Origin of the sequence: Fontibacter flavus (assembly GCF_042432905.1) — a bacterium.
Taxonomy (GTDB): Bacteria; Bacteroidota; Bacteroidia; order Cytophagales; family Cyclobacteriaceae; genus Fontibacter; species Fontibacter flavus.
The window spans coordinates 51,808-68,447 of sequence record NZ_JBHLWI010000090.1 but is presented as its reverse complement, the minus strand read 5'-3'; the positions used below and the strand labels follow the sequence as shown (position 1 = coordinate 68,447).

Annotated in this window: 13 protein-coding genes; 5 read left to right on the top strand and 8 right to left on the bottom strand. The window is 38.5% G+C overall.

Going from position 1 to position 16,640, the window contains the following annotated elements; all coding sequences use genetic code 11:
* Positions 1-21: 21 nt before the first annotated feature.
* The gene (locus ACFFIP_RS19240; RefSeq protein WP_382389476.1) at positions 22-627 is read right to left on the bottom strand and encodes a YigZ family protein; all 606 of its coding nucleotides are present in this window, start codon (positions 625-627) and stop codon (positions 22-24) included.
* Between the two features lie 114 nt (positions 628-741).
* On the opposite strand from ACFFIP_RS19240, the gene ACFFIP_RS19235 reads away from it, so the two are divergent.
* Together ACFFIP_RS19235 and ACFFIP_RS19230 are read left to right on the top strand one after the other, a co-directional pair.
* On the top strand, positions 742-1,155 hold the full coding sequence (locus tag ACFFIP_RS19235; protein ID WP_382389428.1) for a sugar 3,4-ketoisomerase: 414 nt from the start codon (positions 742-744) through the stop codon (positions 1,153-1,155).
* A gap of 2 nt (positions 1,156-1,157) precedes the next feature.
* Positions 1,158-2,120 carry a glycosyltransferase family 2 protein gene (locus tag ACFFIP_RS19230; protein ID WP_382389427.1) on the top strand — a complete coding sequence of 321 codons (963 nt, stop codon included), beginning with the start codon at positions 1,158-1,160 and terminating at the stop codon, positions 2,118-2,120.
* 119 nt (positions 2,121-2,239) lie between these two features.
* Here ACFFIP_RS19230 and ACFFIP_RS19225 read toward each other — a convergent pair whose 3' ends face one another.
* Genes ACFFIP_RS19225 through ACFFIP_RS19205 form a run of 5 tightly spaced genes read right to left on the bottom strand, consistent with a single transcriptional unit; the run spans position 2,240 to position 9,329 of the window.
* A complete protein-coding gene (locus ACFFIP_RS19225; protein ID WP_382389426.1) occupies positions 2,240-3,511 on the bottom strand; it encodes a M16 family metallopeptidase in 1,272 nt (423 codons plus the stop codon).
* Entirely contained in the window at positions 3,508-4,731 is a 1,224-nt protein-coding gene (gene porV, locus ACFFIP_RS19220) for a type IX secretion system outer membrane channel protein PorV (protein ID WP_382389425.1), read from the bottom strand. The genes ACFFIP_RS19225 and porV overlap by 4 nt, the downstream gene beginning before the upstream one ends.
* Positions 4,728-7,991, bottom strand: a complete 3,264-nt coding sequence (gene porU / locus ACFFIP_RS19215) for a type IX secretion system sortase PorU (protein ID WP_382389424.1) — start codon at positions 7,989-7,991, stop codon at positions 4,728-4,730. The genes porV and porU overlap by 4 nt, the downstream gene beginning before the upstream one ends.
* Entirely contained in the window at positions 7,984-8,679 is a 696-nt protein-coding gene (gene pssA / locus ACFFIP_RS19210) for a CDP-diacylglycerol--serine O-phosphatidyltransferase (RefSeq protein ID WP_382389423.1), read from the bottom strand. The genes porU and pssA overlap by 8 nt, the downstream gene beginning before the upstream one ends.
* Entirely contained in the window at positions 8,676-9,329 is a 654-nt protein-coding gene (locus ACFFIP_RS19205; RefSeq protein ID WP_382389421.1) for an MBL fold metallo-hydrolase, read from the bottom strand. The genes pssA and ACFFIP_RS19205 overlap by 4 nt, the downstream gene beginning before the upstream one ends.
* A gap of 57 nt (positions 9,330-9,386) precedes the next feature.
* Between ACFFIP_RS19205 and ACFFIP_RS19200 the strand changes: the two genes are divergently transcribed.
* From ACFFIP_RS19200 to ACFFIP_RS19190, 3 genes are read left to right on the top strand one after another with little or no spacing between them, the layout of a single operon-like run.
* A complete protein-coding gene (locus ACFFIP_RS19200) occupies positions 9,387-10,430 on the top strand; it encodes an NAD(P)/FAD-dependent oxidoreductase (RefSeq protein WP_382389420.1) in 1,044 nt (347 codons plus the stop codon).
* A 48-nt stretch (positions 10,431-10,478) separates the two neighbouring features.
* On the top strand, positions 10,479-13,913 hold the full coding sequence (locus ACFFIP_RS19195; RefSeq protein WP_382389419.1) for a biopolymer transporter Tol: 3,435 nt from the start codon (positions 10,479-10,481) through the stop codon (positions 13,911-13,913).
* Positions 13,914-13,930: 17 nt separating this feature from the next.
* Positions 13,931-14,809 (top strand): YicC/YloC family endoribonuclease, encoded by an 879-nt coding sequence (locus ACFFIP_RS19190; protein WP_382389418.1) that lies wholly within the window; start codon positions 13,931-13,933, stop codon positions 14,807-14,809.
* Positions 14,810-14,879: 70 nt separating this feature from the next.
* Here ACFFIP_RS19190 and cdaA read toward each other — a convergent pair whose 3' ends face one another.
* Both cdaA and folP read right to left on the bottom strand, forming a co-directional pair.
* Positions 14,880-15,752, bottom strand: coding sequence for a diadenylate cyclase CdaA (cdaA, locus tag ACFFIP_RS19185; protein WP_382389417.1), 873 nt, complete (start codon positions 15,750-15,752; stop codon positions 14,880-14,882).
* Positions 15,749-16,633, bottom strand: coding sequence for a dihydropteroate synthase (gene folP, locus ACFFIP_RS19180; protein WP_382389416.1), 885 nt, complete (start codon positions 16,631-16,633; stop codon positions 15,749-15,751). The genes cdaA and folP overlap by 4 nt, the downstream gene beginning before the upstream one ends.
* Positions 16,634-16,640: the final 7 nt, after the last annotated feature.

The window sequence follows — 16,640 nt, the reverse complement described above, 5'->3', positions numbered from 1 at the left end:
TTTTTAATCGACAAGTAATTCTCAACTAATTTCTTTTACATCATTCACACCTTGGATATCCTCAAATTTTTCAATGACTTTGGCTTTGAATTTTTCCCTGACCTGAATCTCAAGTCGGCAAATGTTATCAAATTTCTGGTTTACTATCTGTAGGTCAAAATCCTTGATGATTTTCATTACATCATTCATGGCCAAGTAGTCAAAATCAACAACTAATCGCGAATGGACAATGGCTATTATGATTTCATTGTTTTCGATAGCTTCTGCAGCAGCAGTTTTATAAGCTGAGATAAGACCTCCTACACCTAATTTTGTTCCACCAAAGTATCTGATGACAACTATCAAGACATTGGTAAGCTGATGGGATCGAATTTGACCTAAAATCGGATCCCCAGCTGAATGATTGGGCTCTCCATCATCATTGGCCCGGTAAATATCCTGATTTTTGCCCAGTATGTAAGCATAACAATGGTGTCTGGCATCATAGTACCTCTTTCTTAGTTCGTCCAAGGTTTCTTTGATCTGATCTTCTGAATCAACAGGATAGGCAAAAGCCAAAAATTTACTTCCTTTTTCTTTATAAAGGCCCTCTGATGTTGTATTTAGGGTAAGGTAACTGTCTTCTATCTCCAATGGTCTTATTAACTTTGGTCTTTCTTGAAGTCCAAAATTAATAAAATCAGGCAGTCTTGGATGATTATACCCGAATAAGTTATATTTAGCAGTATGAAGCAAGATTTGATGGCCCCAAGAATACTTGAACTGGAGAATAGGACTAGCGCAACTGGGAAGCTGACTTTTTTTGAACCTTCATCTGATTTTTCTTTTCAAATCAAACGGACCTTCTGGATAAGTTCAGTGTCCGTGGGAGCTAAGAGAGGAGTACATGCCCATAAGAAGGAATCCCAACTGCTGATCTGTCTAAATGGGGCAGTACAAGTGGAGTTGGAAGATGTAGAGAAAAATACTTTTCATTTTGAGTTGTCCAGCCCAGATAAGGCCTTGTTTTTACCCCCATTGGTTTGGTCTTCCGTTTGTATTGGGAAAGATGCCATCCTTTTGGTGCTTTCCGATCAGGAGTTTTGTGAAGAAGATTATATCAGGGACAAAGCAGATTTTGCAAATCTTCAATCAAATTATCAAAAAAGCAGGTAGTGATGAAGCAGCCCGATACCCAACCTTTGGTTTCCATTATCTGTACAGTTTTTAACCATTCAGAATTTGTAATAGAGGCATTGGATGCTATTCTGAAGCAGGATTATCCTTCTTTGGAATTGATCCTCGTGGATAATGGGAGTGAGGACCGAAGTCGAGAAAAAATTAATCAATGGGTGAAAGAGCATCTGGATCATATCCCTATCAAAACGGTTTACAGGAATAGGCCTTTGCCTTATTGTAAAAGTTTTAATAAGGCATTCCGCATCATTCAGGGAAAGTACTTTATAGATTATGCAGGAGATGATGTTTTGCTACCTGATCATATCAGCAAAAGTGTGCTTAAACTTGAATCCAATATACGGTCGGCTGTTTGTTTTTCTGATGCATATTTTATTGGAGAGGATAAAACAGGGGAAACATTTTACAAAAGGAATAAGAAAGGCAAGTTGTCTGAAAAAGTAGTTCAAGGAGAAATGTATCAACTACTCGTCGCCAGACATACAATACTGTCTGTGACCATGATGATCAGGTCTGACTTTTTCAAATCCATAGGTCTTTATGATGAATACTTGGTCTATGAGGATTTTGATATAATGGTCAGATTGGCAAGAAAACATCCATTTGTTTTTTCAGACCACATTGGAGTATCAAAAAGGCTGCATGAAAACTCGATGTCAGCTGGACAATATCGTTCCAGAAATTCAGTTATGCTGCCATCTACGCTGACGATCTGTAAAAAAATCAAACTAATTAATCAAAATAAGGATGAAGATAAGGCACTGCTCAAGCGTGTGATGCATGAATTGAAACATGCACTTTGGTCTGCTAACTTCAAAGCTGCAAAAGGCTTTATGGATTTGGCAAACATATTGGGTGCCAAAGGCATCACTTTTTACTTTTTTAAAGAATGGCTAAAAAACGAATGGGATGTTTCTGATTTATACGAAAAAATAAAGTCTTGATTTTTTTCTTATGATCATTGATCATTATTCCTTTTTGGATTTCAATTTAACTTTAAAACCAAGAAATTCTTGTGGTTTATCATTTAGAATCATGTTTTCTTGTAAAACCATATACAGTTTTATCCCACAACGATTTCTACCATTTGTTCTTTGTCAAGGTATTTTTTACCAATAGCCTGAATATCTTCAGCGCGGAAATTTTTGATAAAATCCAATTGCTTTTCAAAGTAGCTTAAGTCAAGTCCTGCTTGATGTATGGATTTGAATCTGGAAATCAACTCGAAAGAAGAACTAAAACTCGACAAGAGATTACCGACCATATAATTCCGAACAGTTTCGAGTTCCTCAGAAGAAACGGGTTCATTTTGGAGTTTGTCAATTTCCTTATAAATTTCAAGGATGACTTCTTCGGTATGTCCTTTGATTACATCGGCCATGACTACCCAATAATCTGATGATTTAAGTCCACCTATGCTACTGTAGATCCCGTATGTATGGCCTTTGTCTTCTCGGATATTTTTGATCAATCTTCCACCAAAATATCCCCCCAAGAATACATTGAAAGCCCAAAAGCCAAAATAATCAGGGTGGTTTTTAGGGAGTAGGTGGCAACCGATCCTTATACTTGATTGTACTGCTTTCTCCCATGGTTCATTTACTCTTTGGAGTTTTTGATTTGAAAATTCCGGAAGTATTATGATTTTTTTGAGCACAGGCAAATCACCTAAATAATCAGAGATAAGCTTGATGTCTTCCTCTGTTACATTTCCTGTAACAAAAATTTCAGGATTGACCCAAAGATGATTTTTGTAAAAATCCAAAAGATCTTCCCTTTTGATAATTTCTACATCTCCTTCATCAGCAATTTGTCCATATGGATGTTCTTTTCCAAAAAGCTCCTGCCTGAATAGCTGTGAACCTCTAACACCGGTTTTTTCTCTCTGAATACTGATATTTAATGCTTTTTGGGACTTCCTTTTGGCAAGTTCCTTTTCGGGAAATACCGCTTCTGTCAACAATTCCCTAAAAACAGGGAGCACGGTAGCGAAATGTTTTTTGGTAGTCAAAAGGGCAAGCCCATTGTATTCAAAGCTTGAAATAATTTCCACTTCGGAAGCATAAGTGTCAAAAAAATCATCTAATTCTTCAGCAGATTTTTGGTGGGTTCCCTCCAATAACATATGCAGGGTAAAAAAGGAAGAAAGTTTCTTTTCGTTTTTATTTTCCCATCCCATCCCATCTGCATTGATTTCCAATCTGATGGCGTTGATTTCAGGTGTAGGGATAAAATATAAATGGACTCCGTTTTGAAGAGTCCGTTTTATGGGTTTTGGAAAGGTAATGTGCTCAGGAATGATAAAATCCGGAGCAATAGACCTATTGACTGTCATCTTGTTTGAATATTGTAAGTAAGGGATACCCTTAAAGTCTCTGCTAATGGGTGGTTTTGTGTTTGAGGAACTAAATATGAAAAGTCAAAAGCCACTGCCTCTTTATAAACATAGCCTAGTCCCATAGTAAAATACCTTCTGCCCCCTTTGTTAGGGTTCTCATAAAAATAACCTGTTCTTAAGGCAAACATGTCATTGTATTTGTATTCCATGCCATAGGAAATCATCACCTCCTGCATTTCTTCTCTGAAACCTCCGGGAGCATCAGCAAAAGACAGGAACATACCGGACAATAATGGTCTGTTCGGGTCTCTTCCATTTCCTGGTTCTATAATCAGATTTCCATTGTCATCTGTGGCTAATGAACCGTCTTCGTTTCTTTTGTAGATAGGAGGTGATGGAACCAATAATTTATTGAAGTCCAGGGCAAATGTCAGGGAATTATAGTCGTCGAAATTAACAGTGTAGGCGGTTCCCAATCTTAAATTTGTTGGGATAAAATCCAAATCTTCAGCACTGTTATAGGTGATTTTAGGGCCTATATTGCTGATAGTAGCCCCCCATGACCAAATCCCAGTTTTGTTTCCAGACAATACTTCTTTGGTGTAATAGACTCCCACATCTGTTCCAACACTGATACCAGGACGGCTTTCGCTACCTCCGACTGATGAAATATTTCCAGAAAGATTGGAGTGTATAAATCTGGCGGAAATTCCTAATCCAAGATTGTCAGATAATTTTCGGGAGTAGGTTCCACCTATCGCAATATCTCTTGGTGTGAATTCCCCCAAAGGTTGTCCTCTTCCATCCGTTAATTCAATATCACCCATATTAAAGTACCTTAGATCGAAACCAAATGCTGAAACATCATCAATTTTTTTGTATCCTGTCAAATAGGAGACAAACATATCATTGACCAATCTTCCTAGCCATGGAGAGTAAGATAAAGAGAAGCCCATGTCATTTTCGATAAAGGAAAGTTTGCCGGCATTCCAATGTGCAGAAAAAGCATCTGGACTGGTCGCTACACCAACATCTCCCATAGCAGAATGACGGCTATCAGGAGCAAAGTTTAGAAAAGGCACAGCAGTTGTGATAACCCTTCTATTAGGGTCTTGTCCTGAAATTACAGGGGAATTTTGTGCCTGTGCAACAAGAGACAGAAGGCTTATCCCTAAAAAAATAAATGAAGTTACAACTGGTTTTGCCGATATTTTCATTGAATAATAATTTTTCCGCTCTTGACATCTGAAGAACCATCTTTTTCAGATTGGAGCTTTAACTTGTAAATATAAGTTCCTTTTACGGGATATTTTGTTTTGTTATGGAAAAAATTCCACTCCAAATCTCTCAAATTTTGTTCCGCCTGCACATAACGTTTTGAAAGGGAAAATATTTTGTTCCCTAACAAACTGTAAACCTCAATTTCCACGAATAAGTTTTCTCTAGGCCTGTTGTGCATGACATTAAAGACACTTTTTTCATTTGCGGGATTTGGAAATGTCTGAAATTCAAGTATTCGCAGGTCTAAACTGCCCTTTACCTCAAGTTGCACTGTTTTGATCGAATTATTCCCCACATTGTCCCAAGCCTGAATAGTAATGGTGTTGATTCCTTCAATCAGGCCTTGTAATTCTGTTTCGATTTTACCTTTTTTAAACCCACCATCAATAGCAAAAAACATTTGGTTTAAGGTGATGGGGGTTTGATCATTAACCTGAAGGGTAATGTTCCTGCGTTCGGGGATAGATGAAACTTGGATGCCACTTTCATCCTCAAGAATAATGTTGATAGGATATACAGGAGATGCGATTATCGGGGCGGATTCAAGTAGTTCAGGGCCAAATTTTAAGTTAATTAATGGTCCTTCTGTATCATTGTTATCATTCGTAGACTGGCCTCCGATTAGGATGTTTTTTGCTCCAAAAGCCTCCAAAATACGTCCCTCAGAGATTGCGTAAGTCCTAACCGTTCCTTCTCCAATGGTGCTTGAAATTTGCTTTGGAATAAAAGCATCAGTGGAGAATATGCCATTAATCACTTTTCCTTTTCCTTGGTATAAAATATTAGATTGCTCAATGAATTCGATAGGGCTGCTTTCATCTCCTAAAGTATTGAATGTTACTGGGCTGTCATAAATGGTCAGTTCGAAATCACCCTGAAAATCAGTGATCATTGCTCCGGTTAAAGGATCTTTGATTTCGCCGGTCAGGCGAACTTCTTGCATTGCTTTCAGCGTGTCTATTGTTTGGTCTAATCCAATGTCCAGAAATTGATGACTATCAGATTTCAAGTCTGGAATAGCCAGTTTCAAGGAAGGATCACCGATCAATGAAAAATTTCTGTTGAAAGGCCCATTTAAACTGTTGTTTTTCGTTTTTCTAAAGATTGTTCCCAAGTCGGCATATTGGCCATTTTCTGTTTGGAACACATTTTCAATAAATGCTTTATTCAGGGCAAAATTCACCGAACTAAAAACGGGTCTGCCTGTGGTCAATAGACCAATGGCCCCTTTTTTCTCTGCAAAAAGTAATTCTTCTGCACCTGATCGGATGAATGGGCTGTCATGTCTTCCAAATTCACAAGTTGCTGTGACAAAGAGAGGTAATAAATTGTTTTCAGGAAAGTTTTGAAGATCGCTCACTGTAAATACCCGCTCAGCTGTCAAAGTGGTTTCATTGCCATGTCCGATAAAATTCAACAATAAAACGCCATCTTTCAAAGTTTCTGATAAGGCAACCCTTGTTTCTTCTGAGCTTTGGATATTTCCATTTATGGTTTGTTCAAACCTGTCCAGGTACAATTTCTGAACTGAAAATTCGGGATGATTTGTCCTGATAAAGGAGGCATGGCTCTCTGCATCATTGAGATGGATATTATTATCCCCATCATCGGCAAAAAATGCAATATTCCGCTTCCAGGAACCTTCCATGTTTTGTCGGGTCTCATAATTGATGATTTTGTCTACAGCCTCCCTCGCTTCTCTAAAGTTGATGGCAGGTATCCGGCCAACTCCGATTTTTAAAAGCTCATCACCTGAATTATCTTCCACCCATTCGCCTTGCCCCACTTCCAGGAAACCAAAATAATCATCAGAACTATAAGTAGTTAGGGGATTCAGGCTGTTTCTTGAAGTGTATGTTGGGGTCAGGTTTGGTCTCCCCCCCAATTTGTTTTTATAATCGAAAGTGCCTTTGCCAAAGAACAGCACATTTTGAAGAGAGCCATTGTGAAGGTATTGATAAGCTAAAAAATTCCTAAAAGCAGTAACATCCTTGGTACCATAGCCAAAAGCATCAAAAATTTCTTGTATAGAAAAAACTTTTGCATTGATCCCGATATCATTTTTATGCTGGGCAAGGCGATTGGCTTGGGAAAGTAGCGAAGTTGATGAAATGATAATCAAGTTAAGTTTGTCCTGTTTTGACCTGGCGCTTAGGTCTGCAGGGGCCAATTTGGATATAGGACTAGCGGTTACCGGGTCAAACAATATCACCATAGCTCCATTTTTAACTTCTGCGCTTTCCTCAATGTCAAAAATGTTGTAAAAATCATTGACAAGCCAGCTTTTGAAGGTTGACCTTTTTCTGAATACTCCTGTTTTTGTTACATAATAAACACCTAAAGGAGAGGATTGGGGTGAATAAGGGCTGATGATTAAACTGTAAGCAAGATGACCAGCTCCATTGAAGTCGCTGCTCCTGTTACTTACCTGTATGTTTTGATTGCCCCTATTGCTGAGTAATGACGACCTAAAAACACTTTCCCTTCCTTTGATGCCATAGGTGGTATTGGGAATAGCGGGAATGTCAATCTCACCTAATTTTGACCCGTTTTGAAAAAACTCAAAGCGGCTGTCTGAGAGAGATTGTCCCATGATTTGGGTGATTATTTGTGGATTTCCGGTTATACCTTCTTCTAAGTTAAATGAAAAGGAAAACCGCTCTCCATTGAAGAAAGGGTTTGAATACCAGGATCTTCCGGAACTTAGAATATTAATTTGATCCCAATTAAATTTTTGAACACTGTAAAATTCGTCTAATTCTTGGCCGTTTCCGACTGTGTTAGAGGTTTTGACCTGATTGCCTTTGATTTTTTTTCCAACCAAATAATAAAGTGTATCTGAATAGTGGTTTTTTTGATAGGAAATCTCATCACCTTCAAAGTTGACCTGATGTGGTCCTGTCAGGAAGAAGAAGAGATCTTCCCCAATTTTTTGGGTTGGAACTTCCCTGAGCTCAAGATCCAAGCTATCCAGTCTTTGGGGAAGCATTCCGGGGTAACCAAAAACAGCAACCTCATCAATATTTGAAAAACCTATAGAAGATGCTTGTTGTCGGGTCAGTTTGTAAACACCATCATTGACTACAGGGAATTTGAAATAGGATTGGTTTTCCTGAGCAAAAGCAAAGGAGTTCAGCTCCAGATGAAAAAAGAGAAACAAAAAAATGTGGAAATATTTATTAATGTTGTTAAGCATTTTTGGCCAATAAACCCTCTACTACCGACAGCACAATATAGGAAATAATTACCATAGGAATTCCAGCCAGACCAAAGGCTACGATGCAGATCAGCCCGATCAAAAGGACCAAATAACGGAATATGTTTTGTTTAAGGGCGAAGCTTTTGAATTTAAGTGCAATCAATGGCAACTCAGCAATCAAAAGGAAAGACATGACAATGGTGAAAACATAGATGAAATAGGGGTGGTAAACCAATTCTGCGCTGCCGGGGAATTTCTCAGCAAAAAACGGTAGTGTTGAAATCAACATGGCATTGGCTGGAGTCGGCACACCGATGAATCTGTCCGATTGCCGGGTGTCAATGTTGAATTTTGCCAACCTTATGGCAGAGAATATACCGATTAGGAAGGTGAAAAAAGGCATATATTCCAGGTCGGCATTTTCCTTGACCATTTGGAAAAGAATAAAGGAAGGTAAAATGCCAAAAGTCACTAAATCCGCTAGGGAATCTAATTGCTTTCCTATTTCAGAATACGCGTTCAGCATTCTCGCCAAAAATCCATCCAGAAAATCAAAAAGGGCTGCAATTAGAATAAAATATGCGCCATAAGAGATTTGACCCTTTAGGACAAAATAAATACCCATCATTCCACAAAGCAGGTTGAGGGCAGTTAATGTATTGGGGATGTGTTTTTTGATCATCAAAATCTAGCTCTTTTTCCCACAAATGGATTGTTTTCCTTTTCATAACCAATTGTTGTCATCGGCCCATGTCCAGGATATACCTTGGTGTTCTCTGGTAAGGTGAACATGACATTTTTGATGGCATTCAATAAGGTCTGATGATCTCCCCCGGGCAAATCTGTCCTTCCTATGCTTCCTTGGAACAGGGTGTCTCCAGCAATGCATATTCCAGAATCTTTGTGATAAAACACCACATGTCCCGGAGCATGTCCTGGAACAAATAGGATATCAAGGGTTGTATTGCCAAATTCGATTTTATCGTTTTCATCAATATAGAAATCAGGGTCTGCTTCTTCATAACCCGCAAATCCGTAGTTAGGAGCATATGCAGATACTGATTTTAGCACAGGATGGTCGTTTTCATGAATGTACAATTTGACTCCGAACTTCCTTTTGACAAATGCATTTCCCAAAACATGGTCAATATGGCAATGCGTATTGATGAGAGATTTGACATTTAGCTTTTCTTCCTCTATAAAATCCACCAATTCCTGTTGCTCATATTTTTCATAACATCCAGGATCAAAAATCACAGCTTCCTTGGTGTCATCATAAAGCACATAGGTGTTTTCCATGAAAGGGTTAAAGGTAAAGCTCTTAAGATGCAGCATGAAGTAATCTTTTATTTATTAAACTCAAAATAACGAATAAAGAATATATTTTTGGGCATGGAAGTAGATTTTTTACTCATCGGACAAGGTCTTGCAGGAACCGCACTCTCTTACAGGATGTGGGAAAACAACCTGAGCTTTATGGTTTTGGATACTCCGGAACAGAACAACAGCAGCAGGATTGCAGCAGGGCTGTATAATCCCGTGACCGGAAAGAAAATGGTTAGAACTTGGTTGGCTGATCAGCTTTTCCCGGAAATTGAGCCATTCTATGGAAAACTTGAAGACTTCTTGCAGAAGAAGTTTTTGGTCAAGAAAAACATTTATCGTCCTTTTTTGTCCATAGAAGAGCAAAATGAGTGGATGGGACATAGTGGTGACCCCTTATTACAGCCTTATTTCGAAAAAATTTACTCCAGCCCTTTATTTGAAGAGGTTTACAATCCATTTGGTGGTATAATGCTAAAAAATTCAGGCTATCTGGATATCAATACCCTTTTGGATGCTTATTCAGAATTTTTGTTGAGCAATAAATCCCTGTTGCAGGAAGAATTCGAGGAAGACAAATTAGAGATTTTACCAGAGGGAGTTCGCTATAAAGGAATAATTGCCAAGGGTATTATTTACTGCAACGGTTTAGGAGCCAAAGAGAGCCGTTTTTTTGCCAACATGCCCTTCGCGCCTGTGAAAGGTGAAATCCTGGATTTGGAGCAGGATTTTTATCCGGAAGCGATTATTAACAGGGGGGTGTTCAGAATAAGTTTGCCCAACGGACTACAAAGAGTAGGTTCTACCTATACCTGGCATGATCTAGATGAAGGTCCTACAGAAAGGGGAAAAAACGAGTTGCTTGAAAAACTTGAAAAATTGATTGTCAACAAAAAAGCAGAGATACAAATGCATCGCTCGGGCATCAGACCAGCTACTAAAGATAGAAGACCTTTGTTGGGAAAACATCCTGAGCATGAAAGCGTTTATATCTTCAATGGTTTCGGTGCAAAAGGGGTTTCTTTGGTTCCATACTTCAGCAAAATGATGATGGAATTGCTTCTTCAAGGAAAAGAGCCCCAAAAAGAAGTAAACATTAGGCGCTGTAATTGACCAGAAAATTAATTTTTAAGTATATTTAAGTCCAAGTGTACACAATAGATGAAAATTAAGGTTTTACGTATTTGCTTGTTTCTTTTTGCTTTGCTGCTGGGGCATCAATCAATTGCCCAGCTTGACAAGGAAAGATTTGGTAAAAATCGGGTTCAGCATAAAAATATAGAATGGTATTATTACAGTTCAAATAATTTTGAGGTGTATTATTATGATGGGGGCATTAATAATGCCCGGATGGCCATTGATTATCTTGAAAGTGAATTTGATAGGTTAACACAGCAAATAGGTTATGTGGCTTATACCAAGCCCAGGATATTTATCTATAATTCGGAAGAAGAGATTCTTCAGTCAAATCTTAATCTTAATAAAAACCAGTTTACCATAGACGGGCAAACTTTTTTCAGCAGATTAATTGGTGAGGTTGCTTTTGCAGGTAGTTGGGAAAAATTCAAAAAAGACCTCATTTATACCACTTCGAAGGTCATCATTGAAGAAATGCTCTATGGTTCAACTATTGCGGATGCATTTCAGTCTAACCTGATCAATAGTTTCCCAGAGTGGTATATAGAAGGGGCAGCATATTATCTGGCCTACGGATGGAGCAGAGAAATGGATGATTATGTCAGACATTTTTTCAGGGATAACAAAAGCATCAAACTACATCGTTATCAGGGAAAAGAAGCTGCTTTTTTGGGCCAGTCTGTCTGGAATTTCATTGTGGAAAAATATGGGAGAAGGTATGTTTCAAGTATTCTTAACCTGAGCAGGATCAACAGAAATGAGGAAAACAGCATTGCCAATACTATTGGATTGAATTATAAAAATTTCCAGGAACAGTGGAGGCAATTTTATGAAAGCACCAATCAATCGGTATTCACCACCTTCAAGGATGTCAATAAAAACAATCAGATCAATGCTACTTCTCCTTCTCACGAAGGGATCATTAATGACATCAAGTTCAGTCCAGATGCCAAGAATCTGGCTTATGTAGTCAATAATGGAGGAAGATATAAGGTTCAAGTCAGGGAGATTTCCTCAGGGAGGGAGCGTACAATTTATTCTGGAGGATCCGTTTCGAGTGATTTACCAGTCAACAAAACCTCACCCGTAATAGCATGGAGAGATACTTTGAATTTAGCAATAGCGACTTTCAATAGGGGGACCACCACTTTGAGAATGAGGGCAATCGATGGGTCTGCTCAAGATAAAATCTATTTGAGAAACATCACTCAGATTTTAAGCTTGGACTTCAACTCTACAGGAAGAAACATGGTGCTTTCTGCGATCTCAGGGGGCAAGACGGATATTTACTCTTTAAATGTCCGAGGTCAAGGAAGAAGATTGACCAATGATGTTTTCGATAACATCACGCCGGTATTTTTGAATGATTCTACTGTTATCTATGCTTCAAATTTCACTGAGATAGCCGATTCTCTGTTGACCAGAGCTCCAGATGTCAAGTTATTGCCTGATTATTTCAATATATTTAAAATTGACTTGAATGATTCTCTTCCTAGTCAGAAGCTTACCAACCTGAACAATAAGAATTTCCGCCCCAGGGTCTTAAATTCCAACAATATTTTGATGATCAGTGATCAGAGTGGTGTAAATAACCTGATGAGACTGACTATTTCCAATGGCATTGCAAGTCAGGTGTCGGCATACAATAGGAGTGTGGAGGCATTTGATTACGCTTCTTCTATCAACAGGATCGCCTATTCTTATCGGGATGGTAATCAAAGTAGGATTATACTGGAATCATTTTCAAACATAGATCAGTTTACGCCTAGCACTCCAAGGGTTCAACTGTTACAAGCTAAAACGCTGACAGAAAGGATTACCACTAGAAGGGCTGAAGAAGATTCACAGGAAAACGCGGTTCCAGCAGCCCAAGAAGCTTTGAGAGATAGGCGGGTAGTGAACCGTGCTGAGCAAAGAATTACCACGACTACTCCTGAAGTAAAAAGGGATACTACTTTAAATATCAGATTAGAAGATGTGATGTTGGGCATTCCTCCAGCACAGCAACAGAAACCTCCAACCCAGCCTCCAGCAACTGGGCAGGCTCAAACTGATACCTTGCCCAAGCCAAGAAGCCTCACCGGTTCGATCAGTACTGATAGGTTAAGATTTGAAAGAAGGGCTGGAGTAGATACGGATAATTACATTTTTGATACTATTCCTTTGCCTGCACAAGAAAGGACTGTTGCTACAGTTGGCGGAAGAAGTAATCTCTTGGAAAACTTTCGTCGTCAGAGTATGCAGAAAAGGGTCACTGGGCCGGCAAGGATGACCCCTCAGTTCATCACCAACAGCCTATCAACTGATTGGGTAGTGGATCCTTTGAGAGGATTTGGGGTAGGTTTAGCAGGCAAGATGACAGATATTCTGGATAACCATGTTTTTAATGGGGGGATTATGTTTCCATTAGATTTCAAATCAGGAAGCGATATTTTCTTTGAATATGAATATTTGAAGCAAAGGGTAGATGTTAGGTTAAGGTTTGACAGAAGAGCAATTGTAGTTGATGAGGGAGATTTTAATGTTCAACGTTATGTTTTGAATAAAGCGGAATTAGGATTCTCTTATCCTTTCAGTCCACATGCAAGATTTACTGTAGCGCCATTTGTTGCCCGTAGCCAATATTTTAATCTCAACCCTGATTCTATTTTAAGGGGTCAAGTGGAGAATCAAAATAGATTTGATGTGCAATATGCTGGTGGGAAGGCGGAATTTGTTCTGGATAAAACCGAGCAGTTGGGCTTGTATATGCAGCAGGGCATGAAAGGGAAGGTTGGGATTTCACATTTTCAGGGGCTTTCCAAAGGTGAGCGGTCTTTCTCAAACTTCTACTTAGATTTCAGGAATTATCAAAAGATCCATAAAAATATCACTTTGGCTTCAAAGCTATTTGTTGGCTCATTCTTTGGTAACAATCCACAGAATTATCTGGTGGGAGGTATGAATAATTGGTTGTTTAATCAATTTTATAATCCTCCAAATAACAGACCTGAGCCATCTCCGGTACGAAATCCGCAAGGGAATGAAAATTCCAATATTTTATTCGCAGAGTTTGTGGATCTGAGAGGTTACTTGTTTGATGAAATCAGGGGTAGAAATGTCATGACATTTACCACGGAGCTGAGAATACCGTTATTCTCTTATCTTTCAAGAGGGAATATCACCTCAAATTTCATCAAGAATTTTCAAATGGTGGCTTTCTATGATATAGGTTCGGCATGGAACAATTCTGCTCCTTGGGAAAGAGTGAATGATCAAAATACAGAAGTGATCACAACACCCGGTTCACCATTTACCATTACCCTTAATAATTTCAACAATCCTTGGCTACAAAGTTATGGGGCAGGCATTAGAACGGTCTTGTTGAACTATTATTTTAAATTTGATCTCGCCCAACCTGTCCGGAATTTCCAAAGGGACGATTTGAGATTTTATGTTACCTTAGGGTATAATTTCTAATATACCTCAATAAAATTATGGTAAAATCAATGACAGGCTATGGACTGGCCGGATTTGAAAATGATGCTTATATAGTCAGTGTTGAAGTCAAAACACTAAACTCAAAGTTTTTGGATTTATCGATTAGAAGTCCAAAACAGTTTTCAGACAAAGAACTGGAAATCAGAAATATTGTAGCAAAAATCCTCGACAGGGGAAAGGTCAATCTTGTAATTGAATTTTCTGATAAAGCGGGGGCAGAGTTGCCCATTGCTGTGAATGAAGACCTTTTCCAATCCTACTACAAAACATATCAGCAATTGGCTGCCAAGGTAGGAGCACAGGCTGAGGATTTGTTTAAGCTTTCTCTTCAGTCTCCAAGTGTAATTACTTCAGTGGTAGAAAGATCCTCGGGAAGTGAAGAGTGGGAGTTGGTCAAAAATGTATTGGAAGAGGCATTGAGCAAATGTGATGATTTTAGAAAAGATGAGGGTGAGGTGCTGCAGACGAAGTTTATGGATAACCTAAGTCTGATCAGAGGAGGATTAGATCATATAAAAGCTTATGATCCGGTTAGAAAGGAAAAAATCAGGCAAAGAATCAGAAATAATTTCAAAGATTGGTTGGAGGAAAATGATTTTGATAAAAATCGTTTCGAGCAGGAATTGATCTATTATTTTGAAAAGATTGACATAACAGAAGAAATTGTTCGTTTGGAGACTCACTTGAATTATTTTGAAAAGAACTTGAATGATGATAACCATCAAGGTAAAAAACTTGGATTTATCAGTCAGGAGATCGGAAGAGAGATCAATACCATTGGGTCAAAGGCCAATGATGCAGATATTCAACAACATGTGGTCATTATGAAAGATGAGCTTGAAAAAATCAAAGAGCAGTCTTTGAATATTCTATAAGGACAAGTGGAAAGTTGAAAGGGAAATCCACAATAGTTAAATAAAGAAGAGGCGAGCGATTGCCTCTTTTTTATGCTTTACTGGCTGCTGTTGATTTTTTGAACCTCTGCCTTTCATATGCAGAAATAGGCTCAAATTTTTCGTCTATATCCTCGCCACTTAGGTAACCGTTCAATAATTCACGGACTTCCTGAAAAGAAAGATTATGCAAAATCTTGCCGTTTTTTGCCAAAGAAACCTGTCCTGTCTCCTCGGAAACGATCAGGATGAGCGTATCTGTAGCTTCAGACATTCCTATTGCTGCACGATGTCTCAGTCCAAACTGTGCAGGTATATCTCTTTCAGTAACAGGCAGGATACATCTTGCTGCTTTTACTTTTCCATTATAAATGATGACCGCACCATCGTGCAGCGGGCTGAATTTATTGAAAATGGAGATTAATAATCTTTTGGAGACCAGAGCATCCAATATATCACCGCTTTCCGCATAGAATTTCAATTCTGAGTTGCTGGAAATTACCATTAATGCACCAGTATTGGTGCCCGATAAGCTTTTTGCAGCTTCTATAATTGGGTTGATGTTAAATACAAGACTTTCCCTTTTTTTCCAAAAGAGCAACTCCTGAAGAAAATTCTCATTGGATAGAATGGAGGACCTGCCGATGATGAGGAGGAATTTCCTGATTTCGGGTGCAAAGATGATAATGGCAGCAATGACACCCACACCCATGAATTGTCCCAAAATAATGGATAAAAGTTCCATTCTTAATGCACTTACCAATAGATACATCAAGTAGATAGAAAGAAATCCCAGGAAGATTTTAATGGCTACACTTCCCCTTAATAATTTATAAACCTGGTAAATTAAAATACTGACCAAGGTGATATCTACAAGATTCACGATGGAGATGTCTAAAAATCCTATTTTGAAAAGTAGGTTCAAGAGTATAGTTGGTTATATAGTTTCAATGTTTGTTTAGCTTCTTTCACGTCATGCACCCTCAAAATGTTCGCCCCATTTTGTAAAGCCACCATATTCAAAACGCTCGTTCCATTAAGAGAATCCTGAGGTGTGATATCCAATAATTTATAAATCATGGATTTTCTTGATACTCCTACTAAAATCGGTGCTTGAATTATCTTAAAATAGGATAAATTTTTGAGAATCCAATAGTTTTGATCTAATGTTTTGGCAAATCCAAAGCCCGGATCTAATATCACATCTTTTATGCCAGCTTTTATACATTCTTCCATTTTTTTTGCATAATAATGGGTGATTTCCAAGAGGATATCCTTATACTGTGTTTGCTCCTGCATATCCTTTGGTGTGCCCTTCATATGCATGGCAATATAGGGTACGTTTAATTTACCCACTGTTGGGATCATGTTGGGATCAAGGTTGCCTGCTGATATATCGTTGACAATATCAGCACCGGCTTTTACAGCTTCTTCAGCAACTTTAGCTCTAAAAGTATCAATTGAAATAAGTGTCTCCGGAAAGTTTCTCTTGATGGCTTCGATGGCGGGCATTACCCTATCTAATTCTTCTATTTCACTGACTTCAGCTGCTCCAGGTCTGGAGCTGTAACCGCCTATATCCAAAATATCCGCTCCTTCAAGAATCATTTTCCCTGCTTTCTCCAAGACCTCGTCAATCTCTCCCGACAAGCGACTGCCTTCATAAAAGGAATCAGGAGTGATATTGAGGATACCCATAATCAAAGGTTCATCAAGCAAAAACAGCTTTCCTTTAATCAGAAGTGTTTTTTTTGGAGGAAATAATATATCTTCGGAATCCGAAGAATTAGAGAATAAATCAGTCATTAAAATT